This window comes from Streptomyces sp. R818 (assembly GCF_056172735.1).
Genome location: NZ_JAOCNE010000010.1, coordinates 108,565 through 134,789, shown reverse-complemented (window position 1 = coordinate 134,789; position 26,225 = coordinate 108,565). Strand labels below are relative to the sequence as shown.

18 protein-coding genes and 1 pseudogene are annotated in these 26,225 nt (G+C 71.9%); 12 read left to right on the top strand and 7 right to left on the bottom strand.

What is annotated here, in order from left to right; translation table 11 throughout:
* Nucleotides 1-8 precede the first annotated feature (8 nt).
* The gene (gene pcrA, locus N5I75_RS24665) at nucleotides 9-2,522 is read left to right on the top strand and encodes a DNA helicase PcrA (RefSeq protein ID WP_476680658.1); all 2,514 of its coding nucleotides are present in this window, start codon (nucleotides 9-11) and stop codon (nucleotides 2,520-2,522) included.
* 76 nt (nucleotides 2,523-2,598) lie between these two features.
* Here the strand turns inward: pcrA and N5I75_RS24660 are convergent, their stop codons facing one another.
* A complete protein-coding gene (locus N5I75_RS24660; protein ID WP_476680656.1) occupies nucleotides 2,599-4,047 on the bottom strand; it encodes a peptidoglycan DD-metalloendopeptidase family protein in 1,449 nt (482 codons plus the stop codon).
* A gap of 224 nt (nucleotides 4,048-4,271) precedes the next feature.
* On the bottom strand, nucleotides 4,272-5,237 hold the full coding sequence (locus N5I75_RS24655) for a lipase family alpha/beta hydrolase (RefSeq protein WP_476680654.1): 966 nt from the start codon (nucleotides 5,235-5,237) through the stop codon (nucleotides 4,272-4,274).
* Nucleotides 5,238-5,604: 367 nt separating this feature from the next.
* On the opposite strand from N5I75_RS24655, the gene N5I75_RS24650 reads away from it, so the two are divergent.
* Nucleotides 5,605-6,021 (top strand): cobalamin B12-binding domain-containing protein, encoded by a 417-nt coding sequence (locus N5I75_RS24650; protein ID WP_476680652.1) that lies wholly within the window; start codon nucleotides 5,605-5,607, stop codon nucleotides 6,019-6,021.
* A 53-nt stretch (nucleotides 6,022-6,074) separates the two neighbouring features.
* On the opposite strand, the gene N5I75_RS24645 is transcribed toward N5I75_RS24650, so the two are convergent.
* Together N5I75_RS24645 and N5I75_RS24640 are read right to left on the bottom strand one after the other, a co-directional pair.
* The gene (locus tag N5I75_RS24645; RefSeq protein WP_476680650.1) at nucleotides 6,075-7,676 is read right to left on the bottom strand and encodes a DUF5691 domain-containing protein; all 1,602 of its coding nucleotides are present in this window, start codon (nucleotides 7,674-7,676) and stop codon (nucleotides 6,075-6,077) included.
* A 209-nt stretch (nucleotides 7,677-7,885) separates the two neighbouring features.
* Nucleotides 7,886-9,252: pseudogene (locus N5I75_RS24640) on the bottom strand (SWIM zinc finger family protein).
* Nucleotides 9,253-9,431: 179 nt separating this feature from the next.
* Here N5I75_RS24640 and N5I75_RS24635 point away from each other — a divergent pair.
* From N5I75_RS24635 to sucD, 6 genes are all read left to right on the top strand, one after another.
* Nucleotides 9,432-10,553 (top strand): ATP-binding protein, encoded by a 1,122-nt coding sequence (locus N5I75_RS24635; protein ID WP_476680648.1) that lies wholly within the window; start codon nucleotides 9,432-9,434, stop codon nucleotides 10,551-10,553.
* Nucleotides 10,550-12,808, top strand: a complete 2,259-nt coding sequence (locus N5I75_RS24630; RefSeq protein ID WP_476680646.1) for a DUF5682 family protein — start codon at nucleotides 10,550-10,552, stop codon at nucleotides 12,806-12,808. Before N5I75_RS24635 ends, N5I75_RS24630 begins: the two co-directional genes overlap by 4 nt.
* Before the next feature lie 277 nt (nucleotides 12,809-13,085).
* A complete protein-coding gene (locus N5I75_RS24625; protein WP_476680644.1) occupies nucleotides 13,086-14,291 on the top strand; it encodes a VWA domain-containing protein in 1,206 nt (401 codons plus the stop codon).
* A 62-nt stretch (nucleotides 14,292-14,353) separates the two neighbouring features.
* Nucleotides 14,354-15,421 carry a hypothetical protein gene (locus N5I75_RS24620; protein ID WP_476680642.1) on the top strand — a complete coding sequence of 356 codons (1,068 nt, stop codon included), beginning with the start codon at nucleotides 14,354-14,356 and terminating at the stop codon, nucleotides 15,419-15,421.
* A gap of 422 nt (nucleotides 15,422-15,843) precedes the next feature.
* Nucleotides 15,844-17,022, top strand: coding sequence for an ADP-forming succinate--CoA ligase subunit beta (sucC, locus tag N5I75_RS24615; RefSeq protein ID WP_476680640.1), 1,179 nt, complete (start codon nucleotides 15,844-15,846; stop codon nucleotides 17,020-17,022).
* 21 nt (nucleotides 17,023-17,043) lie between these two features.
* A complete protein-coding gene (sucD, locus tag N5I75_RS24610) occupies nucleotides 17,044-17,925 on the top strand; it encodes a succinate--CoA ligase subunit alpha (protein WP_394431257.1) in 882 nt (293 codons plus the stop codon).
* 92 nt (nucleotides 17,926-18,017) lie between these two features.
* Here sucD and N5I75_RS24605 read toward each other — a convergent pair whose 3' ends face one another.
* A complete protein-coding gene (locus tag N5I75_RS24605) occupies nucleotides 18,018-19,127 on the bottom strand; it encodes a helix-turn-helix domain-containing protein (protein ID WP_476680638.1) in 1,110 nt (369 codons plus the stop codon).
* Between the two features lie 122 nt (nucleotides 19,128-19,249).
* On the opposite strand from N5I75_RS24605, the gene N5I75_RS24600 reads away from it, so the two are divergent.
* Entirely contained in the window at nucleotides 19,250-20,962 is a 1,713-nt protein-coding gene (locus N5I75_RS24600; RefSeq protein ID WP_476680748.1) for a cell division protein PerM, read from the top strand.
* A 7-nt stretch (nucleotides 20,963-20,969) separates the two neighbouring features.
* On the opposite strand, the gene N5I75_RS24595 is transcribed toward N5I75_RS24600, so the two are convergent.
* Nucleotides 20,970-21,788 (bottom strand): hypothetical protein, encoded by an 819-nt coding sequence (locus N5I75_RS24595; RefSeq protein ID WP_476680637.1) that lies wholly within the window; start codon nucleotides 21,786-21,788, stop codon nucleotides 20,970-20,972.
* Between the two features lie 360 nt (nucleotides 21,789-22,148).
* Between N5I75_RS24595 and purN the strand changes: the two genes are divergently transcribed.
* Both purN and purH read left to right on the top strand, forming a co-directional pair.
* A complete protein-coding gene (purN, locus tag N5I75_RS24590) occupies nucleotides 22,149-22,778 on the top strand; it encodes a phosphoribosylglycinamide formyltransferase (protein WP_476680635.1) in 630 nt (209 codons plus the stop codon).
* Nucleotides 22,779-22,786: 8 nt separating this feature from the next.
* Nucleotides 22,787-24,349: a bifunctional phosphoribosylaminoimidazolecarboxamide formyltransferase/IMP cyclohydrolase gene (gene purH, locus N5I75_RS24585; RefSeq protein WP_476680746.1), complete on the top strand. Its 1,563-nt coding sequence runs from the start codon at nucleotides 22,787-22,789 to the stop codon at nucleotides 24,347-24,349.
* A gap of 70 nt (nucleotides 24,350-24,419) precedes the next feature.
* On the opposite strand, the gene N5I75_RS24580 is transcribed toward purH, so the two are convergent.
* Nucleotides 24,420-25,121 (bottom strand): RDD family protein, encoded by a 702-nt coding sequence (locus N5I75_RS24580; protein ID WP_476680633.1) that lies wholly within the window; start codon nucleotides 25,119-25,121, stop codon nucleotides 24,420-24,422.
* Between the two features lie 227 nt (nucleotides 25,122-25,348).
* Between N5I75_RS24580 and N5I75_RS24575 the strand changes: the two genes are divergently transcribed.
* A complete protein-coding gene (locus tag N5I75_RS24575; protein ID WP_476680631.1) occupies nucleotides 25,349-26,212 on the top strand; it encodes a bifunctional methylenetetrahydrofolate dehydrogenase/methenyltetrahydrofolate cyclohydrolase in 864 nt (287 codons plus the stop codon).
* The last annotated feature ends 13 nt before the right edge of the window (nucleotides 26,213-26,225 follow it).

The window sequence follows — 26,225 nt, the reverse complement described above, 5'->3', positions numbered from 1 at the left end:
GTACGGCGATGAGCAGCCTCTTTGACGACAGCTTCCTGGCGGGCCTCCAGAACCGGACCGATGGGCCCCCGCCGCCGCCCGACAGCGAGCACGAAGGACCGGAGCCCGAGCCGATCCCGGACGACCTGTTCGGCGGGAAGTTCGACGCGCCCCCGGCCAGGGACGCGTACTACCGCGGCGGCGCGCCCCGCCCGGCGCTCGACCCGGCGGCGCTGCTCGAGGGGCTGAACGAGAACCAGCGGGCGGCCGTCGTGCACGGCGGCTCGCCCCTGCTCATCGTCGCGGGCGCCGGTTCCGGCAAGACCCGCGTCCTCACCCACCGCATCGCCTACCTCCTCGCCGAGCGCGGCGTGCACCCCGGCCAGATCCTCGCGATCACCTTCACCAACAAGGCCGCGGGCGAGATGAAGGAGCGCGTCGAGTCCCTGGTGGGCCCGCGGGCCAACGCGATGTGGGTCTCCACCTTCCACAGCGCCTGCGTGCGCATCCTGCGCTGCGAGTCGAAGAAGCTCGGCTTCACGTCGTCGTTCTCGATCTACGACGCCGCCGACAGCAAGCGGCTCATGGCCCTGGTCTGCCGCGACCTGGAGCTGGACCCGAAGAAGTTCCCGCCGAAGTCCTTCAGCGCCAAGATCTCGAATCTGAAGAACGAGCTGATCGACGAGGAGGACTTCGCCAAGACCGCCGCCGACGGCTTTGAGAAGTCCGTCGCCCAGGCGTACGCGATGTACCAGTCGCGGCTTCGTGAGGCCAACGCCCTCGACTTCGACGACCTGATCATGACGACGGTCAACCTGCTGCGCGCGTTCCCCGACGTCGCCGAGCACTACCGCCGCCGCTTCCGCCACGTCCTGGTCGACGAGTACCAGGACACCAACCACGCGCAGTACGCCCTCGTGCGCGAGCTGGTCGGGCCCACGGAGGGGGAGGACGCCGACCCCGCCGAGCTGTGCGTCGTCGGTGACGCGGACCAGTCGATCTACGCGTTCCGCGGCGCCACCATCCGCAACATCCTCCAGTTCGAGGAGGACTACACGGACGCGACGACGATCCTCCTGGAGCAGAACTACCGCTCCACCCAGACGATCCTCGGCGCGGCCAACGCGGTCATCGAGCGCAACGAGTCGCGCCGCCCCAAGAACCTGTGGACCAACGCGGGCGCGGGCTCCCAGATCACCGGCTACGTCGCGGACACCGAGCACGACGAGGCGCAGTTCGTCGCCGAGGAGATCGACCGGCTCACCGACGCGGGCGAGGCCAAGGCCGGCGACGTCGCCGTCTTCTACCGGACCAACGCGCAGTCCCGTGTCTTCGAAGAGATCTTCATCCGCGTCGGCCTGCCCTACAAGGTCGTCGGCGGCGTCCGCTTCTACGAGCGCAAGGAGGTCAGGGACGTCCTCGCGTACCTCCGGGTCCTGTCGAACCCCGAGGACTCCGTCCCCCTGCGCCGCATCCTGAACGTGCCGAAGCGCGGCATCGGCGACCGCGCCGAAGCCATGATCGACGCGCTCTCCCAGCGCGAGAAGATCTCCTTCCCGCAGGCGCTGCGCCGCGTCGACGAGGCGTACGGCATGGCGGCCCGCTCGACCAACGCCGTCAAGCGGTTCAACACGCTCATGGAGGACCTGCGGACCATCGTCGAGTCCGGCGCCGGACCGGCCACGGTCCTCGAGGCCGTCCTCGAACGCACCGGCTACCTCGCCGAACTGCAGGCCTCCACCGACCCGCAGGACGAGACGCGCATCGAGAACCTCCAGGAACTCGCGGCCGTCGCCCTGGAGTTCGAGCAGGAGGCCGCGCAGGCGGACGCGGAGGGCGCGGGCGACGGCGAGGGCGCGGGTGACGGCGAGGGCGCGGGTGAGACCGGGGGTGCCGACCTCTCCGCCTTCCTGGAGCGCGTCGCACTCGTCGCCGACTCCGACCAGATCCCCGACGAGGAGGACGACGGCAGCGGCGTCATCACCCTGATGACCCTGCACACCGCCAAGGGCCTCGAATTCCCCGTCGTCTTCCTCACCGGCATGGAGGACGGCGTCTTCCCGCACATGCGCTCCCTCGGCCAGACCAAGGAGCTGGAGGAGGAGCGCCGCCTCGCCTACGTCGGCATCACGCGCGCGCGGGAGCGGCTGTACCTGACGCGCTCCTCCATGCGCAGCGCCTGGGGCCAGCCCTCGTACAACCCGCCCTCGCGCTTCCTGGAGGAGATCCCGGACACGCACCTGGAGTGGAAGCGCAAGGGCGGCTCCGCGCCCGCGCCCTCGACGAAGGGGATCGGTGGCGGCATCGCCGCGTCGCTGTCCTCGTCGCGCTCCCGTACGACACCGGCGTTCGCCACCCGCCGCGCCAACGAGAAGCCGGTCGTCTCCCTGGCCGTCGGTGACCGTGTCACGCACGACCAGTTCGGCCTCGGCACGGTCGTCGGCGTCGGCGGCTCGGGCGGCAACGCGGAGGCGACGATCGACTTCGGCGACCCCAAGCCGAAGCGGCTGCTGCTGCGGTACGCGCCGGTCGAGAAGTTGTGAGCGATCTCTGACGGTCTCTGGCGGTCTTTGACGGTTCCTGGTGGTCTTTGACGGTCGTGAAGGTCTTTGACCGTTTTTACGTCGGGTTCACGCCGTGGCTGCGCAGCCACGGCAGGGGGTCGATCGCCGCGCCGCCGTTCGGCCGCACCTCGAAGTGCAGGTGCGGTCCGGTGGAGTTGCCGGAGTCGCCCGAGTGCGCGATCACGTCACCGGCCTTCACCGGCCCGTTCGTCACGGTGTAGGAGGAGAGGTGGCAGTACCACGTCTCCGTACCGTCCTTCGCGGTGACTATCGCCATGTTCCCGTACGCGGAGTTGACCTGCGTCCGCACGGTCCCGTCGGTCGCCGCCATCACCGGCGTCCCGTACCAGACGGGGAAGTCGATGCCGCTGTGCACGGACATCCAGTTGATGCCGGCCTGCCCGAAGTAGGCGCTCAGCCCGTGCCGTTTCACCGGCATCGCGAACTTGGGGCGCGCCGCCTCCTTGCGCGCGGCCTCCTCGGCCGCGTTCTTGCGGTCCTGCTCCTGCTTCGCCTTCAGGTCGATCCGCTCCTGCGTGCGGCTCGCCCGGTCGGCGAAGTCGCCCGCGTCCGCGGAGAGATCCTTCAGCTGCGTGTCCAGCTGGTTGTTGGCGACCGACGGCTTCACCGCGGTCGCGTCCGGTGCCGACGCCGCCTGCGCCTGGCCCCCGTCGTCCCCGCCGCCGCCCACCGACGCCGCCGCGATGCCCGCGACCCCGACCACGCACACCGACGGCACCGCGATCGTCAGCAGCGCGGAGCGCTTGGCGGGGGTGCGGCGCCTCGAACGGGTGGCTGAACGGTTCGCCGCGCGGGTCCGGGCGCGGGGTGTGGACTCCGGCTCCGGGGCGACGGGGCCCAAGTCCGGGTCCGGGTCCGGGGCCGGCTGAAGCTCTGGCTCCGTGGCGGACTCGGCCGCGGGTTCCGGCTCGTCGTGCGTCTGGTCGTGCGTCTGGTCGTGTGCCTGCGGGTACTCGGCGGGGCTGTACTGGTCCGGTACGTAGGCGTGCGTGGCGGTGTCGGTGAGCCCGGCGGGCTCCGCCGAGTTCCACGCCGTGGCGTCGTACGCGCCCGTGTCGTAGGCCGTCGTCCCGAAGACCGGCGCCTCGAAGGTCTGGGTGGCGTCCGGCTGCGCGCCGTGGACCTGCGTGCCGTACGCCTGTGTGTCGTAGGACTGCGCGGGCCACTGACCGGTGTGCTGCTGTTCGCCCACCGCCCAGATGGCGGTCGTGTCGTAGCTTCCCGTCTCGAAGCTGCCGGTCTCGAAGCTGCCCGTTTCGTAACTGCTTGTGCCGTAGGCGTACGTCGATGTGTCGTACGAGGAGGTCGGCCACTGACCCGTGTTGTAGAAACCCGATTCGTGGGAACCCGTGTCGTACGACGCCGCGTTGTACGAGGTGTCGCCCGGGAGGTCACCGAAGAGGGGGTCGGCGCCGAAGCTGGTCGTGGAGTGCCCGTCGAACGCCGCGTAGTGCGCGGTCGCCGACGGATGACGGTCGTTCACCAACTTCTCTTTCGCCTCGACAACAGGGGCTGCCAGAGCAGTGTCGGCGACTGTACCCGGCGGTACGAGGGCACGACAATCTTCGGCAGGTTTCATGCCCCGCGTAATCGGGCAATCAGCCGCCTTTCGGTGAACTGTGGGCGCAGTGTTGGTTCTGAGTTCGAGCTCCGTTCGACGATTCGTCGGTTTTGCCCGCCCGGAGAGGCGTCGTCAACGCGTCACCTTCAGGCCACCGTCAGGCCGCCGATCGAGTCGGCGGCACGGCCCCCCTCCCGTGTCGGGTCCGCGTCGAGCGCTTGGCGGATGCCCGTCGCCACCGCCGGGTGCACCGGGAGGGCCAGGTGCCCGATGCCCGTCACGCGTACGTTCTGCGCGAGCAGGTCCCCGTGGTCCACGCACGCCGTCTCCAGCGGCACCATCAACTGGTCGAGGTCGCTCCAGAAGCTCACGAACCGCGTACGGCAGCCCGGCGCGGGCCTCTTCAACTCCTCGATCACCGACGAGCCGGGGCGCATCTGCCGCACGATCGGGTGCGCGTCCGCCAGCGGTGCGACCCGCGTGCCCGCGTGCGGCGTACCCAGCGTGACGAGCGTGCGGATCCGCTCGTCGCCGCCCAGCCGCTGCACGTAATAACGCGCTATCAGTCCGCCCAGGCTGTGGCCCACCACGTCGATCCGCTCCTGGCCCGTCCGCTCGCACAACTCCTCCACGTGCCGGGCGAGGAGCGCCGCCGCCGTCCTTATGTCGCAGGTCAGCGGTGAGTAGTTGAGCGACTCGACCTGGTGCCTGCCGTGCTGGGCCAGGCTGCGGCGCAGCAGGACGAAGACGGAGCGGTTGTCGATGAAGCCGTGCAGGAGGAGGACCGGGGGCCTGGCCTCGGCGGGGAGCCGTGGTGCGTCCGCCAGGCCGGTCATGTCCTGGTCCGCTATGTCGCCGCCGCCTCCTGTGCCGTCCGCTTCGGTCTGCGGGGCGTCCTCGTCCGGGGGTGTCACGTGCTGCGGGTCGAGTGGGGCGAGGGGTTCCGGGTGCCTTCGTTCCGGGAGGATGCCCGAGGGGTAGAGGAGCAGATGGCCCGCGAGGATCGCCAGCTCGAGCGCGGTCGCCTTCAGCAGGGCGATCGAAAGGCCGGCCAGTCTTACCGGCAGCACCCGGCAGAGCGGGCGAAAGGGCGAATACCTCGTGACCTGCATGGGTCAGCCTCCCGTCGGCAACGCGGAGGGCGCCTCTGTCCCCCGTGTGCACTCGATGGGGAGCCGGGCGAAGTGATTCCCGCGGGCGTGTCGTACGGATGGCGGCGCGATGGCGCGGCGACCTCGGAGCGACTCCCCTCGCGCCTGTCCCGGAAAAGACGATGTGCCGACCGGAACGGTTGCGGCGCGCAATGAACATGTCCCTTTGTGTGATTTCCCCCTCCCCGTGCACCGTGAAACGGGCGCTTGCGCGATGCTGTCGATAACGTTCGTTCACTTCGGGTGCCCCGGATGGGTATCCGGACCCGTCGGCCCGGGTACCAAGCGGTTACCAGGGCTCGGGGTCAGTCACTTCATGGAGGCAGTGATGGGTGTGGCAGCCGGTCCGATCCGCGTGGTCGTCGCGAAGCCGGGGCTCGACGGCCACGATCGCGGGGCCAAGGTGATCGCGCGGGCGCTGCGCGACGCCGGTATGGAGGTCATCTACACCGGGCTGCACCAGACGCCCGAGCAGATCGTGGACACCGCCATCCAGGAGGACGCCGACGCCATCGGTCTCTCCATCCTCTCCGGCGCCCACAACACCCTCTTCGCCCGCGTCATCGACCTGCTCAAGGAGCGTGACGCCGCCGACATCCAGGTCTTCGGCGGCGGCATCATCCCCGAGGCCGACATCCCGCCGCTCAAGGAGCAGGGCGTCGCCGAGATCTTCACCCCCGGCGCCACCACCGCCTCCATCGTGGACTGGGTCCGGGCCAACGTCCGGCAGCCTGCCGGGGCGTAGCCCCGCCCCTGCCGCCGGGAGGGGGCGAGAGGGCAGGGGGAGCCAGTTCCCGGTCAGGGTCTGCGCGGTTGCAGCTCCTCTCGCATCGTCCGGCGCAGGCGCAGCGTGCCCAGGAGGCGCTGGAACGCCTCCGACCAGTAGCTGCCCGCGCCGGGGGCCGCGTCCTCCGTCTCCTCCACCGTCGCCGTCAGGGCCTCCAGGCGTACGGCCTCCTCCGGGTCCAGGCACCGCTCCGCCAGGCCCATGACGCCGCTGAAACTCCACGGGTAACTGCCCGCGTCCCGCGCGATGTTCAGCGCGTCCACGACGGCGCCGCCCAGCGTGTGTGCCCAGGGCGTGGCGCACACCCCGAGCAGCTGGAACGCCTCGGACAGGCCGTGCGCCGTGATGAACCCCGCCACCCACTCCGCCCGCTCCGCCGCCGGCAGCGCCGCGAGCAGCTTCGCGCGCTCCGCCAGTGACACCGCGCCCGGGCCCGCCGCGTCCGGCGCCGTCGGCATGCCGAGCAGCGCCCGTGACCAGCCGATGTCGCGCTGGCGCACCGCCGCTCTGCACCACGCCGCGTGCAACTCGCCCCGCCAGTCGTCCGCCACCGGCAGCGCCACGATCTCCTCCGGGGTGCGGCCGCCCAGCCTTCCCTGCCAGCGGTCCAACGGCGCGGCCTCGATCAGCTGGCCGAGCCACCACGAGCGTTCGCCCCGGCCCGCCGGGGGTTTGGCCACCATGCCGTCGCGCTCCATCGCCGCGTCGCACTCGTGCGGAGCCTCGACGACGATCGTGCCCGTCGTACGGTCCAGTGCCACGCAGGACAGCGCCCTGTCCGCCATGCGGCCGGCGAGCGCCGAGTGCGGCAGCGCGGAGAGCAGTTCTGCGGCCGTCGCCCGGACGTTGCGGCTGCGGTCCGTCAGGGCTCGCTCGAGGAAGGGTTCGTCCGCGTCGGCCAACCCCGTGCGCAGTGAGTCCAGGAACATGAGGCGGTCCTCGGCGCGCTCCGTGCTCCACGTGCTCTCCAGGAGGGTGCGGGCCGCTTCGGGGGTGTGCGCGCGGACCGCGGCGAGAAGGGCGACCCGCTCCGCGAACAGGCCCTCCTGCCACAGGCGTTGTATCTGATCGGGCTCGTCCGGCGGGGGCAGCGTCGTGCTGGAGCCCGGGGTCGCTCGCAGGGCGAACTTCCAGTCCGGGTTGAGGCGGGCCAGCCATAACGCGCGGGGGCCCGCGAAGGTGAGGACGCCGGGGCGGAGGTCCGTGCGGCCGCGGGCCGCGTCCAGGAGGGCCGGGAGCAGTTCGGGGGGTGCGGCGTAGCCGTGGCCGTTCGCTGTGGTCAGCCACTGGGGGAGCAGTTCGAGGAGGTCGGGGGTGGCGCCGCGGCGGGTGGTGCCGGTGCCCGGGCGGTCGGTCAGGAGCAGGGCCAGGCGGTTGCGGGCCAGGGGCGGCAGCGGGGGGCGCGGGTCCGGTGCCGCCGGGGTGGGCGGGGTGGCGGCCTGGGACGGGAGCAGGCCCGCTCGGCGTCGTACGGTCTGGAGCGCTGCCTCGTCCAGGAGGTGTTTCGGGGTGGTGGACGGGCGGCGGTCCGTGCCGAGCAGGGCTGTCGTCACCAGGTCGTCCCAGGTGAGGGTGGGGGTGGGGGTGTGGGTGGCTGTTGTCGGTTCGGGCATCGGTCCAACCTCCGCGTTGTCGTGCGCCCCTCGTCGTGGCGTGGGGCGGGGCCGTGTCGGTGTGCCTCCTCGGCCGGATCGGTCTTGCCGCCCGCTGACCGCCGTAGGCGCGTCGTCCCGCGCTGGGTTCCTGCGGTGTCCTGCGGGGGCACACCGACACGTCCCCTCCCGTCGTCGTGCGTGTGCGGGAACGTGGGTGTACTCGGTCCTCAGTGCAGGGGTATGACCTCGGGGGACTGGTGTGTCCAGGCCGACAACGGGGTGAAGCCCTTGTGGCCGCATTCTCCGAACACCGTCAGCGGGGCGCCGCCCGAGAGCGCCATCAGGCGCCAGAGGTCGGGGGGTGACGGGGTGCGGGTGTGGACCGGGAGGGCCGACTTGTCCGTCGCGTCCATCAGTTGCCAGGCCTGTCCCTCGTCCGCCCTGGTCGGTATGACGTTCGTCAGCGTTGTTGGCCAGGAGTCCAGCCACGGGTCCGACGTCAGGGCCCGGCCGTAGGCCGTCAGGGCTTGGGCCATGTGGGTGCCTTCTGGGCGGGTGGTGGTCTGTGCGGGGGGTGTGTAGCGCGTGCCCAGGTCTGCGCGGAGGGCTCCTGATCCGGGGTGGGGGGTGAGGTCAGCGTCCAGGGTCAGGCCCGTCGGGAGTGCCAGGGACGGGGCCCGGCCCGCTGCTCCGAAGGAGAGGAGCAGCGCTGTGTGGTGTGTCCTCTCGCCGTGCAGCCAGATGCGGCGAGTGGTGAGGTGGCCGTCAGTCGTGTCGTACTGGGACAAGATCAGCCAGTTGTCCCGTAGAGGTGTTGTCTGTGCAGTTGGTGGCTGCAGGCCTATGTGGGTGCGGACCGTTGTCGCCAGGTCCACGGGGAGTGCTGATCGGTTCTGCCAGGCCTGAGTGAGCAGGTGGAGCAGGGCACATTCCTCCAGAAGTCGCATCGGCCAGCCGGGGCCCGAGGCCGGGATCGCGCCCAATTCGCGTACGCGTGCTGCCAAGCCCGGTGCTTGCGCGTCCACCATGCGGGCCGCCGTCTCCTCCCACAGGGCGTAGCCCGCTTGCTCCGCTTGTGCCAGCCCGCCGCGGAGCAGGTCCGTCAGGCGTTGTTCCAGCTCTGTGGCGCCTGCGGTGATTCGTTCGGCGCGGCGTTCCGCCCTGCGTCGTGCCGCTTCATGGTTGGTGGTTGTGGTGGGCGTGGGGTCTGTTTCGGAGAGCTGTTGTTTTGGCTGTGCTCTTTTTTTGCGGGACTCCAGCCACTGGGCCGTCCACTCCGGTGGTGTCTGTGCCGGCGGTACGCGGTGTTCGTCCGCCGCCCAGAGCAGGAGCAGGCCCAGTGCGTGCTTGCACGGGAACTTCCGGCTCGGGCACGAGCACTTGTACGCCGGGCCCGTCCCGCCTGTGTCCACGATCGTCTGGTACGGCTTGCTGCCGCTGCCCTTGCACAGTCCCCATACCGCCCCTCGTCCGAACTCCCGGTCTCCGACCAGGGTCCGGCCACTCCTAGCCTGCTTCCCGCCTTGCGTGACGAGGCGTCAGGCGCCAGTGCCAGCACCTGGTCCGTCGTCCAGCGCACCCCCTGCTGAGTCATGTCTTCGACGGTAGGTCCCGCCACTGACAATCCAGCGGGCAACTCGTCTGACCTGCGGTGATGGTGGGCTCCACGGCGATTGTCAGTGGCGTGGTGCACCGTGGGACCAGTTGCGCGGCGAGGGGTTCGGAGCTCGTCGTGAATGGTTCGAGTTGGGCTGAATCGAGGGGTGGGAAGCCATGACCGTTTCCGTCGAGGACCGGGCCGGCGAGCAGGCCGGGGGAGAGGTGCTGCGGGCGCACGCCGAGGACGCGTTCGCCGGTGAACTCGCGGCGCTGGCCGCCCAGGACGACCGGCCCCGGCCGGCCCGCTGGCGCCTTTCGCCCTGGGCCGTCGCCACGTATCTGCTCGGCGGCACGCTGGCGGACGGGACGGTGATCACGCCCAAGTACGTGGGGCCCCGGCGCATCGTCGAGGTCGCCGTGACGACGCTGGCGACCGACCGCGCGCTGCTGCTGCTGGGAGTGCCCGGGACCGCCAAGACCTGGGTGTCCGAGCACCTCGCCGCCGCTGTCAGCGGGGACTCCACGCTCCTTGTGCAGGGCACGGCCGGCACGCCCGAAGAAGCCATTCGGTACGGGTGGAACTACGCGCAGCTGCTGGCCAACGGGCCCAGCCGGGACGCGCTGGTGCCGAGCCCCGTCATGCGGGCCATGGCCGACGGCATGACGGCGCGGGTCGAGGAGCTGACCCGGATCCCCGCCGATGTACAGGACACGCTCATCACCATCCTGTCCGAGAAGACGCTGCCGATACCGGAGTTGGGGCAGGAGGTGCAGGCCGTACGCGGGTTCAATCTGATCGCCACCGCCAATGACCGGGACCGGGGCGTCAATGATCTTTCGAGCGCGTTGCGGCGGCGGTTCAACACCGTGGTGCTGCCGCTGCCGGCGAGTGTGGAGGACGAGGTCGACATCGTCTCGCGCCGAGTCGAGCAGGTGGGGCGTGGGCTGGGGCTGCCTGGTGCGCCTAGCGGCATCGACGAGATCCGGCGAGTCGTCACCGTCTTCCGCGAGCTGCGGGACGGGGTCACCGCGGACGGGCGTACGAAGGTGAAGTCGCCCAGCGGGACTCTCTCCACGGCTGAGGCGATCTCCGTCGTCACCAACGGGCTCGCGCTGTCCACTCACTTCGGGGACGGGGTGCTGCGGTCCTCGGACGTCGCCGCCGGGATTCTGGGGGCCGTCGTCCGTGATCCGGCGGCCGACCGGGTCGTCTGGCAGGAGTATCTGGAGGCCGTGGTCCGCGAGCGAGACGGGTGGAAGGACTTCTACCGGGCCTGCCGCGAGGTGAGCGCATGACAGGGCCGCTGCTGCTCGGCGTCCGGCACCACGGGCCCGGCTCCGCGCGCGCCGTGCGCCGTGCCCTGGACGCGGCCGGGCCGCAAGTCGTGCTCATCGAGGGGCCGCCCGAGGCCGACGCACTGGTGCCGCTCGCCGCCGAGGAGGACATGCGGCCGCCGGTCGCCCTGCTCGCGCACGTGGTCGACGAGCCGGGGAAGTCGGCGTTCTGGCCGTTCGCCGAGTTCTCGCCCGAGTGGGTCGCCATCCGCTGGGCCCTGGAGCACCAGGCGCCGGTCCGCTTCATCGATCTGCCCGCCGCGCACACCCTGGCGATACGGGACAGCGAGGAGGCGGAGGAGAAGGAGGAGGGTGCGGAGGGCGCGGAGGATGCGGAGGGCGCCGCAGAGGACATGCGCGTCGATCCGCTGCGCGTCCTTGCCGAGACCGCCGGGTACGACGACGCGGAGCGGTGGTGGGAGGACGTCGTCGAGCACCGGGAAGGCGACGCCTTCGCCGCGCTCGGCGAGGCCATGGGGGCGTTGCGGGAGACGCTCGGGGACGGCGGACACGGGCGTGACCTTGTGCGCGAGGCCTATATGCGGCTGCAAGTGCGCGCTGCGGTACGGGAGTTCGGGGACGATGTCGCCGTGGTGTGCGGGGCCTGGCACGTGCCCGCGCTGCGGCAGAAGACCACCGTCGCCGCCGACCGGGCGCTGCTCAAAGGGCTGCCCAAGGCCAAGGTCGACATGACCTGGGTGCCGTGGACCCACCGCAGGCTCGCCCGTGCGGGCGGGTACGGCGCCGGGATCGAGTCGCCGGGCTGGTACGGGCATCTGTTCAGCGCCCCCGACCGGCCCGTGGAGCGGTGGCTGACCAAGGTCGCCGGGCTGCTTCGCGACGAGGACCGCATCGTGTCGTCCGCCCACGTCATCGAGGCGGTGCGGCTCGCGGAGAGCCTGGCGGCCATGCGCGGACGGCCGCTGGCCGGGCTCACGGAGACCACCGACGCGGTGCGGGCCGTGCTGTGCGAGGGGTCCGACGTCCCGCTCGCGCTCATCCACGACAAGCTCGTCGTCGGTGACGTGCTCGGAGAGGTGCCCGACGCCGCGCCCGCCGTGCCGTTGCAGCGTGACCTCAGCCGCCTCCAGCGCAGTCTGCGGCTCAAGCCCACTGCCGCGGAGAAGGAGCTCGACCTCGATCTGCGCGGGGACACGGACGTCGCGCGGAGCCGTCTGCTGCACCGGCTCCGGCTGCTCGGCGTTCCCTGGGGTGAGCCCGCCAGGTCGGCCCGCGGCTCCACCGGCACCTTCCGCGAGACCTGGCGGCTGCGGTGGGAGCCCGAGCTGTCCGTCCGGGTCGCCGAGGCCGGGATCTGGGGGACGACCGTTCTCGACGCGGCCGGTGCCAAGGCCGCCGCGGACGCCGTCGCCGCCACCGCGCTCGCCGACGTGACGGCGCTCGCCGAGCGGTGCCTCCTCGCGGAGCTGCCGGACGCGTTGCCGGTCGTCATGCGGGTCCTCGCCGACCGTGCCGCCCTGGACGCCGACGTCGGCCACCTCGCCCAGGCCCTGCCCGCCCTGGTCCGCGCCCTGCGCTACGGCGACGTGCGCGGCACCGGCACCGGGGCCCTCGCCGGGGTCGCCACCGGGCTCGCTCGGCGGATCTTCGTCGGGCTGCCCCCGGCCTGCGCCAACCTCGACAACGACGCCGCCGAGGAGATGCGCGGCCACGTCGACGCGGTGCACTCCGCCATCGGCCTCCTCGACGACGCCGAGCTGCGCGTCCGCTGGCGCTCCGTGCTCAGCACCCTCGCCGCGCGGGACAGTGTGGCCGGGGTGGTGCGCGGGCGCTGCGCTCGCGTCCTGCTCGACGAAGGCGCCCTGGAGGACGAGGGCGCGGCCCGGCTCATGGGGCTCGCCCTCTCACCCGGCACCCCGCCCGGTGAGGCGGCCGCCTGGATCGAGGGCTTCGTCGGCGGCGGTTCCGGCGGGGGGCTTCTCCTCGTCCACGACGAGCGTCTGCTCGGCCTCGTCGACGCGTGGCTGGCCGGCGTCCCGGCCGACGCCTTCACCGATGTGCTGCCCCTTCTCCGCCGGACGTTCTCGGCCTACGAGTCCGGAGTGCGGCGCACGCTCGGCGAACTGGTCCGCCGCGGTCCGTCGGCCCCGGCCGCCGCGGGGGGCTTGCCGCCCGGGTTCGGGGATGAGCTCGATGGGGAGCGGGCGGATGCGGTGGGGGCCGTGGTGCGGATGTTGTTGGGGGCGGGGGGATGAGTGGGGGTGCGGTTGCGGTGTGGCTTCCGGGTGGGGTGGCTCCCTTGCGTTGCCGGGTGCGGCTCGCGTCGGGGCTGAGCGCGCAGTTCCCCGCGCCCCTGAGATGCGCACTCCGTGCGCCATCTCAGACAGCGGCGGGCTCCGCCCCCGTCCCCTGGGGCGCACGGAGTGTGCCTTCAGGGGCGCGGGGAACTGCGCGACCAGCCACGACGCACCCGCGGTCGCGCACACACCTCACCACGCAGACGAACCGGCGGCACACGACAAGGGCGGCGACATGACGGAGACCACGACCACCGGTGACGAGCGGATGCGGCGATGGCGGCTGGTGCTGGGCGGTGACGCCGCCGAGGGCACGGGGTGCCGGCTGACGGGGCGGGACGCCGCGATGGACGGCGCCCTCACCGCCCTGTACGGCGGCGGAGGAGGAGGCACCCGGCAACAGAACGGCGGCGGCAGCAGGAGCGCGGGTCTCGGGGCCTCCGCCCCCTCCGTCGCACGCTGGCTCGGAGACATCCGCACGTACTTCCCGTCCTCCGTCGTCCAGGTCATGCAGCGCGACGCGATCGACCGCCTCGGCCTGTCCACGCTGCTGCTCGAACCGGAGATGCTGGAGGCCGTGGAGGCCGACGTGCACCTCGTCGGCACCTTGCTCTCCCTGAACAAGGCGATGCCGGAGACGACGAAGGAGACGGCCCGCGCGGTGGTCCGCAAGGTCGTCGAGGAGCTGGAGAAGAAGCTCGCGACGCGCACCCGCGCCACCCTCACCGGCGCCCTCGACCGCAGCGCCCGCATCAGCCGGCCCCGCCACCACGACATCGACTGGAACCGCACGATCGCGGCCAACCTCAAGCACTACCTGCCGGAGTACCGCACGATCGTGCCCGAGCGGCTCATCGGGTACGGGCGGGCCTCGCAGTCCGTGAAGAAGGAGGTCGTCCTCTGCATCGACCAGTCGGGCTCGATGGCCGCGTCCGTCGTGTACGCCTCCGTGTTCGGCGCGGTGCTGGCGTCCATGCGGTCGATCCAGACCCGGCTCGTCGTCTTCGACACGGCCGTCGTGGACCTCACCGACCAGCTCGACGACCCGGTCGACGTCCTCTTCGGCACCCAGCTCGGCGGCGGCACCGACATCAACCGCGCGCTCGCCTACTGCCAGTCGCAGATCACCCGCCCGGCCGAGACCGTCGTCGTCCTCATCTCCGACCTCTACGAGGGCGGCATCCGCGACGAGATGCTGAAGCGGGTCGCCGCGATGAAGGCGTCCGGCGTGCAGTTCGTGACGCTGCTCGCGCTCTCCGACGAGGGGGCGCCCGCCTACGACCGGGAGCACGCGGCGGCGCTCGCCGCACTGGGCGCACCGGCGTTCGCCTGTACCCCCGATCTGTTCCCCGAGGTCATGGCCGCGGCCATCGAGAAGCGCCCGCTGCCCATACCCGACGCGGCGGCCGAAAGCGGGGCCGCAGCGGCAAACCGGAATTGAGTACCCATCGGTAACACAGGGCTTGCGCAGGCGCCCGAGTGCCGTGCGAGGATTCGCGCACCGTGATCTATGCGACCGTGTCTCCCGCCCCTGCCGAGCGCCTGCCGCGCCCGGTGGCGAGACGCCGCGCGCTGCAACTGGCGCTGCTGCTGGGCGGGCTGATCGGCCTCGGATTCCTGTGCGGCGGCCAGGCTCACGCGGAGGACGCCTCGGGCGCCCCTCGGCACACGGCGGAAGAGCAGGCGACCGTCGGCGGCCCGGACCGGCACGGCCTGCTCGGGCGGGACGAAGCGCCCGAAAGCACGGGCGTCGTCGGGACCGTACGGGACTCGGTCCTGCTGCCGGTCCTCGACACCACGCAGAGAACTGTGCGGAGAACCGTGCGGAACACGGTGCACGACACCGTGCGCGACACCGTGCGCGACACCGTGCGGGGCGTGACGGAGCCGGTCGGTGAGCTGGTCGGGCAGGTCGTGGACGGGCTTGAGTCGGCGGCCCCGCGACCGTTGCCCGACGGACCGCCGGTGCTCCCCGGGCTGCCGGGCGCGCCGGGTGACACCCTTCCGCTGCCCGCACCGTCCGAACCCACGACGCCCACGGCACCCCCAGCCCCCACGTCACCGGCGACCCCCGCCAACCCGGCCGGCCCGGCCCGGCCCGCCGGATCCACCGACGCCGCGCCCGACGCCGAAGCCGACGCGAACACCACCGGCTCCACCGGCTCCGCCGCCTCCGCCGCCTCCGCCGCCTTCTCCACCCCCGTGACCAAGGACCGCGCCGCGCGCAGCAACCCGTACGCCTTCCCGCCCGTCGGCCCGACGGCGTACGACCCCGCCGGAACCGGCGTCGTACAGCGGAACCGCGCGGACGCGCACCCGCACCACTCCTCCGCCTCCCGGCACATCGCCGCGCCCCGGCCGGCCGCGCCCGGTGCCCCGGTGCACCCGGACGGCGTACCGGTGGCCGGCGCGTCCGCGGGTGACGGCGGCGGCTCGCGCCACGGCGATCTGCACGCCGCCGCGTTCGGCAGTCGCCGGGTGGCCGTGCTGCTGCCGCCCGGCGCCGTCGCGTACGTCACCGCCGCGCCGGTGACCGACCGGCATCGCGCCGTTCCCGTACCCCCTGGCTAGACAGCCCGGCATCTGACCGACGCCGGAGCGCCCCGTCAGCCGAATCCGTCGGCGAGACCTGGCCTACTTCCGGCGTGCGGGCGGACCCGTTGGGGACGGGCCGCCCGTTCGGAGCCCCTGCCTGCCGTGCCGGGGCTCCTCGGGTGGCCTCACCGTGCGTACCCCCGCGCGGTGAGGCCGCGAACGATCACCTGAAAAGGGGCCGGAAGGACGCGCTCTGTGACAGGTATCACCGCTCATGTGTGATCTGCGATTTAGAAGCCGTAGCTGAGCGGCGATAACCTGCGAGACGGACATGCCGCGTACCCGGCCACTGTGTACGCCTCGTACGCCTCCCTTGTGACAGCGGAGTCACGTTGCCCATCGCGGCACGCCCACGCAGGAAGATCGAACCGCGAGATCACTGATAGGGACGGACGCGCGTGGACCTGTTCGAGTACCAGGCGAGGGACCTCTTCGCCAAGCACGGTGTACCGGTGCTGGCCGGTGAAGTCATCGACACGCCTGAGGCAGCCCGCGAGGCGACCGAGCGCCTGGGCGGCAAGTCCGTCGTCAAGGCGCAGGTGAAGGTCGGTGGCCGCGGCAAGGCCGGCGGCGTGAAGCTGGCCGCCTCGACCGACGAGGCCGTGCAGCACGCGACCAACATCCTCGGGATGGACATCAAGGGCCACACGGTCCACAAGGTGATGATCGCCGAGACGGCCCCGGAGATCGTGGAGGAGTACTACGTCTCCTTCCTCCTGGACCGCACCAACCGCACCTTCCTCTCCATCGCGTCCGTCGAGGGCGGCATGGAGATCGAGGAGGTGGCGGCCACCCGCCCGGAGGCCGTCGCCAAGACGCCGATCGACGCCAACGAGGGCGTGACCCCCGAGGTCGCGCGCCAGATCGTCGCGGACGCGAAGTTCCCGGCCGAGGTGGCCGACAAGGTCGCCGACGTGCTGGTCACGCTCTGGAAGACCTTCATCGAGGAGGACGCCCTCCTCGTCGAGGTCAACCCGCTGGCCAAGGTCGCCTCCGGTGACATCCTCGCCCTCGACGGCAAGGTGTCCCTGGACGAGAACGCGGACTTCCGCCACCCCGACCACGAGGCGCTCCAGGACAAGGACGCGGCCGACCCGCTCGAGGCCGCTGCCAAGGAGAAGGGCCTCAACTACGTCAAGCTCGACGGCGAGGTCGGCATCATCGGCAACGGCGCGGGCCTGGTCATGTCGACCCTGGACGTCGTCGCGTACGCCGGTGAGAAGCACGGCGGCGTGAAGCCGGCCAACTTCCTCGACATCGGTGGCGGCGCCTCCGCCCAGGTGATGGCGAACGGCCTGGAGATCATCCTCGGCGACTCGGACGTCAAGTCCGTCTTCGTCAACGTCTTCGGTGGCATCACCGCCTGCGACGAGGTCGCCAACGGCATCGTCCAGGCGCTCGCGCTGCTCGAGGAGAAGGGCGAGAAGGTCGAGAAGCCCCTCGTCGTGCGTCTCGACGGCAACAACGCCGAGCTGGGTCGCAAGATCCTCTCCGACGCCAACCACCCGCTGGTGCAGCGCGTGGACACCATGGACGGCGCGGCCGACAAGGCCGCCGAGCTCGCGGCCGCGAAGTAAGGGACGAGGGACAGAACAGCCATGGCTATCTTCCTCAACAAGGACAGCAAGGTCATCGTCCAGGGCATGACCGGTGCCACGGGCATGAAGCACACCAAGCTCATGCTGGCCGACGGCACGAACATCGTCGGCGGCGTGAACCCGCGCAAGGCCGGCACCGAGGTCGACTTCGACGGCACGTCGATCCCCGTCTTCGGCTCCGTCGCCGAGGCGATCGAGAAGACGGGCGCCAACGTCTCCGTCCTCTTCGTGCCCCCGGCCTTCTCCAAGGCCGCCGTGGTCGAGGCGATCGACGCCGAGATCCCCCTCGCCGTCGTCATCACCGAGGGCATCGCCGTCCACGACTCCGCCGCGTTCTACGCGTACGCGAAGTCCAAGGGCGACAAGACCCGCATCATCGGCCCGAACTGCCCCGGCCTCATCACGCCGGGCCAGTCGAACGCCGGCATCATCCCGGGCGACATCACGAAGCCGGGCCGCATCGGCCTGGTCTCGAAGTCCGGCACGCTGACGTACCAGATGATGTACGAGCTGCGTGACATCGGCTTCTCGTCCGCCGTCGGCATCGGTGGCGACCCGGTCATCGGCACGACGCACATCGACGCGCTCGCCGCGTTCGAGGCCGACCCCGAGACCGACCTCATCGTCATGATCGGCGAGATCGGCGGCGACGCCGAGGAGCGCGCGGCCGACTTCATCAAGGCCAACGTGACCAAGCCGGTCGTCGGCTACGTCGCGGGCTTCACCGCCCCCGAGGGCAAGACCATGGGCCACGCCGGTGCCATCGTCTCCGGTTCGTCCGGCACCGCCCAGGCGAAGAAGGAGGCCCTCGAGGCCGCCGGCGTCAAGGTCGGCAAGACCCCGACCGAGACGGCGAAGCTGGCGCGCGAGCTGCTTTCGTAGTTCGTAGTCGGCGGTCGTACGTTTTTCGCGTACGTGAATGAGTGGGCCCGCACCGGTGACGGTGCGGGCCCACTCATGTGTGCGGGGACCGATCACTCCGTGGCGGGCACGAGTCGCTCCGGGCCGCCGCTCAGCTCCGCCCGCAGATGCTCGCGCAACTCCCGCTCCTGCTCCGACAGCGGTCCCGGGCCGGCCGGTGCGGGCACGCCGCTGATCGGTGCGCCGGGTGCGGGCACCGGCTCGTAGTGCGTCGGGGCCACCCGCAGTGTCAGCACCGTCGCCCCGACGATCAGGGTGGTGACGGCGATCGCGGCCCGCGTCCAGAACCGGGTGCGGCGCTCGCCGACCTCCCGGACCAGCGTCGGCTTCGGCGCGTCCAGCTTCTCCGCGCCCGCCAGCTCGGTCAGCCGCCGGTGCAGCCGCTCGGGCACGGCCAGCTCCGGCAGCCGCTCGGCGACGGCCTCGCGCGCGTGCAGGATGCGGTTGGCGGCGGCCGGTGTGCTGGCCTCCGTCTCGGCGGCCGTCTCCGGAAGATCGAGGCCGACCCAGTCGTAGAGCAGCAGCGTGCGCCGGTACACGGGCGGCAGGCTCAGGAGGACGTCGAGGAGCTCGCGGTCCGCGGGATCGGCGGGCGGCGCGTCCGGACGGCGGAAACCGGGGCGCAGCCGGTGCCAGGGCGACATCGCGTACTCGTACGCCGCCGCGCGCACCCAGCCCGCCGGGTCGGGGTCGACGGCGACCTCGGGCCAGCGCTGCCAGGCCAGCTGGAACGCCCGCTCGACCGCCTCGCGGGCGAGGCCCCGACGGCCGCAGAGCAGATAGGTGTGGCGTACCAGGAGGGGGGCGGCGTACGCGTACAGGGCGTCGAAGGCCTGGGCCGGGGGCCGGGTGACGGTCTGTTCGGGCGCGGACGCCGGACCGCCCGCGGCGGGTTTCGCGGCGGGCTCAGCGGTGGGCTTCGCGGCGGGCTCCGAGGGCGTCTTCCGGGGCGCCGGTCGTTCCGGTAGCGGGGCCAGCAGAAGCTCCGCGTACTTCTCCCGCCTCGTTCCCCCGGGCGTGGTACGGCCCGACTCCCACGCGCGGAGCGTCTCGCGCGTCACGCCGATCCTCGCGGCGAGCTGGGCCTGGGTCAGGGACTTCGCCTCGCGGAGCCTGCGGCGCTCCTTCGGCGTCGGCAGTGGGGTGGCGGCGCTCTGCGTCATGACGAAACCCACACACCCTTTCGCGCCAAAAAGTACATAAGCGTATCTTGAGCGACACATCCGTACTTCGCGCGTTACGCGGGGAAAGCGGGTGTCCTTGGCAGCATGGGCCCGTGACGCAGATGACCGGCCGTGGACCGTCGATGCCCGTGCTCCTGACCCGCGTGCGGGAACGCTCGCCGGGGCCCGCCGCCGGAGTGTTCGGCGGGTTCGTCGCGGCGGGGCTCGGGCTCGGCCTCTTCGCGGTCCTGGTCATCGCCATGTGGATCAGCTCGCCCTACCCGGACAGCGGCCCCGACGGCGCTCTGCACACCGCCGCCGCGCTGTGGCTGCTCGCGCACGGCGCCGAGATCGTCAGGACGGACACGCTGTCCGGCACCCCGGCCCCGGTCGGCCTGAGTCCGCTGCTGCTGCTCGCGCTGCCGGTGTGGCTGGTCTTCCGGGCGGGGCGGGACGCGGCCGAGCCCCCGGAGGAAGAGGCCGACGCGCCGCCCGCGCCCGCCGCCGGGGTGTGGGGCGGGGTCGCGCTCGGCTACCTGCTGATCGGCGCCGCCGCCGCGCTCTACGCCTCCGGCGGCGAACTGCGGCCCTCCTGGATCAGCTGCGCCGCCCATCTCGTCCTGGTCACCGTGGCGGCGTCCGGGGCCGGGGTGTGGACCGCGCACGGCAGGCCGTACGGGCCCCTGCCGCAAGCGCTGCGCAGGTCACTGGAGGTGCTGCCGCAGGTGCTCGTACGGGAGATCCTCCCCGTCGCCGCGCGGGCCGCGGCCGCCGGAGTGCTCGTCCTGATCGCCGGGGGAGCGCTCCTGGTGGCCGTCGGGCTCGTCTGGCACGGGGGCGCGGCGCGGGAGGCGTTCACCCAGCTCACGGCGGCGTGGACGGGACGCGTCGGAGTCCTGCTGCTCTGCCTCGCCCTGGTCCCGAACGCGGCGGTCTGGGGCGCCGCGTACGCGCTGGGACCCGGGTTCGCCGTCGGGGCCGGGCACGTCGTGGGGCCGCTGGGGAGCACGGCCGGTCCGCTGCTGCCGGCCGTACCGCTGCTCGCGGCGGTGCCACCGGAGGGCGAGGGAACGCCGCTGACCTGGGCGGTCGGGGCGGTGCCCGGCGTGGCGGCGGTCGCCGTGGCCTGGTTCGTGGTGATCGGGGGCGAGCGGTCCGCGTGGTCGCGCGGGCGCATGGCCTACGGGACCGCCGTCGCGGCCGCGCTGTGCGGAGTGGCTCTCGCCGTGCTCGGGGTGGCGGCGGGCGGTGCGCTCGGCGTGGAGGTCCTTGCCACCTTCGGGCCGGTCGGCTGGCTGACCGGGCTCGCGGCGACGGCGTGGGTGGGTGTGGTGGGGCTGCCGGTGGCGTTGGTCGTGGGGTGGTGGCGTGGGCGCCGGGGCGTGTCCGCGCCTGTTGCCGCGCTCGCGTCTGCGGGCGGGCCGGGGGGCGGGGCCGTTTCGCAGCCTGTGTCCGGGGCCGGGGCCGGGGCCGGGGCCGGGGCCGGGTCCTTGGTCGAGCCCGAGGCGGGGTCCGTGGACGAGGACGAGGACGGGGACGGGGACGGGGCTGAGCCCGGGGGCGTGGCGAAGGCGAGGCGGCATGTGCCGTGGCGCCGGAAGCCCGTCGCCCCGGAGCCCGAACCCGTCGGGACGGACGACGACTTCGACCCGTTCGACTTCTTCGACGAGGAGTCACGCGCGGAGCGCTGGGCCATCCTGAGGGACGCACCGAGGAACGAACCCCCGGCCCCGAACGCGAAACCGAAGCCGGAGCCGGGACCGCCGGAGCCGGGGCTGTCGAAGCCGGGACCGCCGGAGCCGGGCCCCGAAGCTCAGGCCGGTCCTGCTACCTGACGTACCGTCACCGCGTCCCGAGCAGCGGCCGGAGCTGCTTCGGCAGAAGGTCCTCGCAGGACTGGTCCGCCGCGTGGGTCAGGGCGTCGGCCCGGCACTCGTAGTAGTCGCTGTAGACGAGCTTCGCCGCGAACATCGACGCCACCATCGCCAGCGCCAGCGCACCCGTGACCAGGCCGCTGATCGCCGCCGTGGTCTGCGGACGCGAGGCGGGGGCGCCCTCGGTCTTGACGGGCGGTGCGGGGGTGTCCGGGTTCGCGGCGCGGGGCTTCGCGCGGAGGGCGCTGATGCTCCAGTACAGGGCGAGCGCGCCGAGCAGCAGGGCCACGTACGGCCAGGCGAACAGAGCGAAGAAGAAGCCCCACATGCCGGACAGGAGGGCGTAGCGCGCGCGGCGCTGGGCCGGGTCGGTCGGGTCCCAGCGCATGCCGCCGGAGCCGGGGCCGCGGCCGGGTCCCTGGCCCTCGGGGCCGCCCTGTCCGCCGCCGTTGTTGTTGCCGGGGCGGTCGCCGAACCGGCCGCCCTGGGCGGGTCCTGGCTGGCGGTCGCTCCACTGGCTGCCCCAGCGCGAACGCCCGTCGCCGTGCCCGCCCTGATCGGCGTCGGAACCGTCCGGGCGGCGCGGCTGCCAGGGGCGGTCCGGGGCGTCCTCGGGCGGCGGTGCGAACGGATTGTCCGCGCCGGTGTTCCCGGTGTTCCCGGTGTTCCCGGTGTCTCCGGGCGTCGCGGAGTTCCCAGGGGTCCCGGTCCCGCCGGAGGCCCCGGAGTTCTTGCCCTCGTCGGACTCCTTGGACTCCTGGGACTGGCGAAGGCTTCGGTCCGGCATCAGGTGTGCGTCTTCCCCTAGGTCGTCGGTTGCGGTCGTCGGGTGCGTGAGCCGTCGGCCGCGTAGGTCGTCGTCGACGCGTAGGTCGTCGGCGATCGGATCGCGCTGCGGTTTGGTCCGTTCTTTACGTTCACTCACGTCAACGTCCCGCGCCCGCTCCGCGTTCCGCGTTCCGCGCGAAGGCTCGGTCTTCCCGCACGCTGACGCTACCTCCCGGCCGCGCCCCCGTCCCGTGGGGGCTGGCTGGTGTGCCGGTATCGTTGCTGACGGTCGGCCGCTTCGTAGAGTCCCCCGTATGGGGCAGCGCGAAGCTTCCGTAGGAACATACAAGTACGCCCCTGTACGAGAAAGGGCCCCGCCGTGGCCAAGGCCAAGCGCCTCGTCGTGCTGGTCTCCGGATCAGGTACGAATTTGCAGGCTCTGCTCGACGCCATCGCGGAGCGGGGAGCGGACGCGTACGGCGCGGAGATCGTCGCCGTCGGCGCCGACCGGACCGGCATCGTCGGTCTGGAGCGCGCCGAGCGCGCCGGGATCCCGACGTTCGTCTGCCGGGTCAGGGACCACGCCACCCGCGAGGAATGGGACCGCGCGCTCGCCGAGGCGACGGCCGCGTACGAGCCGGACCTGGTCGTCTCCGCCGGGTTCATGAAGATCGTGGGCAAGGAGTTCCTCGCCCGCTTCGGCGGCCGGTTCGTCAACACGCACCCGGCCCTGCTGCCCAGTTTTCCCGGTGCCCACGGTGTGCGCGACGCCCTCGCGTACGGCGCGAAGGTCACCGGCTGCACCGTCCACTTCGTCGACGACGGCGTCGACACCGGCCCGATCATCGCCCAGGGCGTGGTGGAGATCGTGGAAGCGGACTCGGACGACGGTGAGCGCGCTCTGCACGAGCGCATCAAGGAAGTCGAGCGCACGCTGCTCGTCGATGTCGTGGGGCGTCTGGCCCGCAACGGCTACAGCATTGAGGGACGAAAGGTAGTTATCCCGTGAGCGACCTCGTGACCGCCGAGAGCGACAAGCGGCCCATCCGCCGGGCGCTGGTCAGCGTCTACGACAAGACCGGTCTGGAGGAGCTGGCGCGCGGGCTCCACGAGGCGGGTGTCGAGCTGGTCTCCACCGGATCGACCGCCGCGAAGATCGCCGCCGCCGGGGTCCCGGTCACCAGGGTCGAGGATGTCACCGGGTTCCCCGAGTGCCTCGACGGCCGCGTGAAGACCCTGCACCCGAAGGTCCACGCCGGCATCCTCGCCGACCTGCGCCTCGATGACCACCAGAAGCAGCTCGCCGACCTCGGTGTGAAGCCGTTCGAGCTGGTCGTCGTCAACCTGTACCCGTTCAAGGAGACCGTCGCCTCGGGCGCCACCCCGGACGAGTGCGTCGAGCAGATCGACATCGGCGGCCCCTCGATGGTCCGCGCCGCCGCCAAGAACCACCCGTCGGTCGCCGTGGTCACCAGCCCGCGCCGCTACGCCGACGTCCTCGCGGCCGTGCAGGACGGCGGCTTCGACCTCACCACGCGCAAGCGGCTCGCCGCCGAGGCGTTCCAGCACACCGCCTCGTACGACGTGGCCGTCGCCTCCTGGTTCGCCGCCGACTACGCGGCCGCCGACGACAGCGGTCACCCCGAGTTCCTGGGCGCCACGTACGCGCGCAAGAACGTCCTGCGCTACGGCGAGAACCCGCACCAGGGCGCCGCCCTCTACGTCGACGGCACCGGCGGCCTGGCCGAGGCGGAGCAGCTGCACGGCAAGGAGATGTCGTACAACAACTTCACCGACACGGACGCCGCGCGCCGTGCCGCGTACGACCACGACGACCCCTGCGTCGCGATCATCAAGCACGCGAACCCGTGCGGGATCGCCGTCGCCTCGAACGTCGCGGAGGCCCACCGCAAGGCGCACGCCTGCGACCCGGTCTCGGCGTACGGCGGCGTGATCGCGGTCAACCGGCCGGTGACGAAGGAGATGGCGGAGCAGGTCGCCGACATCTTCACCGAGGTCATCGTCGCGCCGGACTACGAGGACGGCGCGCTCGAAGCCCTCACCAAGAAGAAGAACATCCGCGTGCTGCGCGCCCCGAACGGCCCGTCCGCCCCGGTCGAGACCAAGCAGATCGACGGCGGCGCGCTCCTCCAGGTCACCGACCGCCTCCAGGCCGACGGCGACAACCCGGCCTCCTGGACCCTCGCGACCGGCGACGCGCTCTCGCAGGGCGAGCTGGACGAGCTGGCGTTCGCCTGGAAGGCGTGCCGCGCCGTGAAGTCCAACGCGATCCTGCTCGCCAAGGACGGTGCCTCGGTCGGCGTCGGCATGGGCCAGGTCAACCGCGTCGACTCCTGCAAGCTCGCCGTCGAGCGGGCGGGCGAGGAGCGGGCGCGCGGCGCGTACGCCGCCTCCGACGCGTTCTTCCCCTTCCCGGACGGGCCGCAGATCCTCATCGACGCGGGCGTCAAGGCGATCGTGCAGCCCGGCGGCTCGATCCGTGACGAGCAGGTCGTCGAGGCCGCGAAGAAGGCGGGCGTGACGATGTACTTCACGGGGACGCGCCACTTCTTCCACTGAGTCGGACGGGTGTACGAGACGGGGCCCGCCGGTCGACGACCGGCGGGCCCCGTCTCCACATGGTCCGGGTTCAGCCCTTGACCTTGACCGCGATCGTGCCGGCGACCTTGTCGTGCCACCCCTGCTGACGGCCGGAGTTGTCGAAGAACGGCGACAGATACACGAGCAGCATGCCGAGACCGCAGGCGAGGTAACCGACGATGGGGATGAGCCAGCGCAGGAGCCCCTTGCCGAGGCCCGGCTTCTGGCCGTTCTCCAGCCGCAGGACACGGATGCCGACAGCGAGCTTGCCGAGGGTGGCGCCGACGAAGGCGATCATCAGCGTCTCGTAGAGCAGGGTCAGCACCATGAACGCGCCGGCGATGGGCAGGATCTTGCCCATCATGTCCGCACTCGCGTTGTTGACGCAGGCGTCGTACGTGGCCGAGGCCGGGTCGCAGTCGACGGCGCTCTTCACCGAGTCGACGAACATCGGGGCGATGGCCACGAGGTAAATGATCCCGAACAGGGCGCCGTCGATCGCGCGGGCCCCGAGCCGACGGCCCATGCCGGCGACCGGCGGCATTCCTCCCATGCCGGGACCGGGCATGCCCGGCTGCTGCGGATACGCCCCGTACGACGGGCCGGGCGCCTGCGGATAGCCGTAGCCCTGTTGCTGCTGCGGATAGCCGTAACCCTGCTGCGGCGGGACGCCTTGCGGGGCCTGCTGGCCGTACGGGTTCGGCTGCGGTGGTTGCTGACCGTAAGGGTTGTTCGGTTCGCCGTAACTCATGGCGAGATTCCTCCGGGGACGACTACGGGGACGGCGCGGCCCCGCGGAGGAATGCGGAGGTGTTCGAACGGAAATACCACCGCTTGTGCGGTTCGCCCCCCGGCCGCCGTCCGCGGCACTGCGTGGATCATGCTCCTTAATCGGACATGCTCCTGTCCAGTGGGCCGTCAGGCCGTTGTGCAAGTGCAACTTGGGTGAAGCAGGGCCGCCCTGAAAGAATGGGCACCATGACCGCCCAGATTCTCGATGGCAAGGCCACCGCAGCCGCGATCAAGTCCGAACTGACCGCCCGCGTGGCGGCCCTGAAGGAGAAGGGGGTCACGCCCGGACTCGGCACCGTCCTGGTCGGCGAGGATCCCGGCAGCCAGAAGTACGTGGCAGGAAAGCACCGCGACTGCGCGCAGGTCGGCATCGCCTCCATCCAGCGCGAGCTGCCCGCGACGGCCACGCAGGAGGAGATCGAGGCCGTCGTCCGCGAGCTGAACGAGGACCCGGCCTGCACCGGCTACATCGTCCAGCTGCCGCTGCCCAAGGGCATCGACGAGAACCGCATCCTCGAACTGATGGACCCGGCCAAGGACGCGGACGGCCTGCACCCGATGAACCTCGGCCGCCTCGTCCTGAACGAGCCGGCGCCGCTGCCCTGCACCCCGTTCGGCATCATCACGCTGCTGCGCAAGCACGGCGTCGAGATCAAGGGCGCGGAGGTCGTCGTGGTCGGCCGCGGCGTGACCATCGGCCGTCCGATGCCGCTGCTGCTCACCCGCAAGTCGGAGAACGCGACGGTCACCCAGTGCCACACCGGCACCCGTGACCTCTCCGCGCACCTCAAGCGTGCCGACATCGTCGTCGCCGCGGCGGGCGTCCCGCACCTGATCAAGCCCGAGGACATCAAGCCGGGCGCGGCGATCCTCGACGTCGGTGTCTCGCGCGACGAGAACGGCAAGATCGTCGGCGATGTGCACCCCGGTGTCGCCGAGGTCGCGGGCTGGATCTCCCCGAACCCCGGCGGCGTGGGCCCGATGACCCGCGCCCAGCTCCTGGTCAACGTCGTCGAGGCGGCCGAGCGGAACGCCAGCGGTGTTCGCTGAGGCCTCCCGGGAC

Coding starts and splice junctions, on each gene's coding strand:
- N5I75_RS24630 (WP_476680646.1), top strand. CDS start 10,550: ATGACAGGGCCGCTGCTGCTCGGCGTCCGGCACCACGGGCCCGGCTCC.
- N5I75_RS24600 (WP_476680748.1), top strand. CDS start 19,250: ATGACCGGCCGTGGACCGTCGATGCCCGTGCTCCTGACCCGCGTGCGG.
- N5I75_RS24635 (WP_476680648.1), top strand. CDS start 9,432: ATGACCGTTTCCGTCGAGGACCGGGCCGGCGAGCAGGCCGGGGGAGAG.
- N5I75_RS24655 (WP_476680654.1), bottom strand. CDS start 5,237: ATGCAGGTCACGAGGTATTCGCCCTTTCGCCCGCTCTGCCGGGTGCTG.
- N5I75_RS24645 (WP_476680650.1), bottom strand. CDS start 7,676: ATGCCCGAACCGACAACAGCCACCCACACCCCCACCCCCACCCTCACC.
- N5I75_RS24595 (WP_476680637.1), bottom strand. CDS start 21,788: ATGCCGGACCGAAGCCTTCGCCAGTCCCAGGAGTCCAAGGAGTCCGAC.
- N5I75_RS24605 (WP_476680638.1), bottom strand. CDS start 19,127: ATGACGCAGAGCGCCGCCACCCCACTGCCGACGCCGAAGGAGCGCCGC.
- N5I75_RS24650 (WP_476680652.1), top strand. CDS start 5,605: ATGGGTGTGGCAGCCGGTCCGATCCGCGTGGTCGTCGCGAAGCCGGGG.
- N5I75_RS24575 (WP_476680631.1), top strand. CDS start 25,349: ATGACCGCCCAGATTCTCGATGGCAAGGCCACCGCAGCCGCGATCAAG.
- N5I75_RS24580 (WP_476680633.1), bottom strand. CDS start 25,121: ATGAGTTACGGCGAACCGAACAACCCTTACGGTCAGCAACCACCGCAG.
- sucD (WP_394431257.1), top strand. CDS start 17,044: ATGGCTATCTTCCTCAACAAGGACAGCAAGGTCATCGTCCAGGGCATG.
- N5I75_RS24625 (WP_476680644.1), top strand. CDS start 13,086: ATGACGGAGACCACGACCACCGGTGACGAGCGGATGCGGCGATGGCGG.
- pcrA (WP_476680658.1), top strand. CDS start 9: ATGAGCAGCCTCTTTGACGACAGCTTCCTGGCGGGCCTCCAGAACCGG.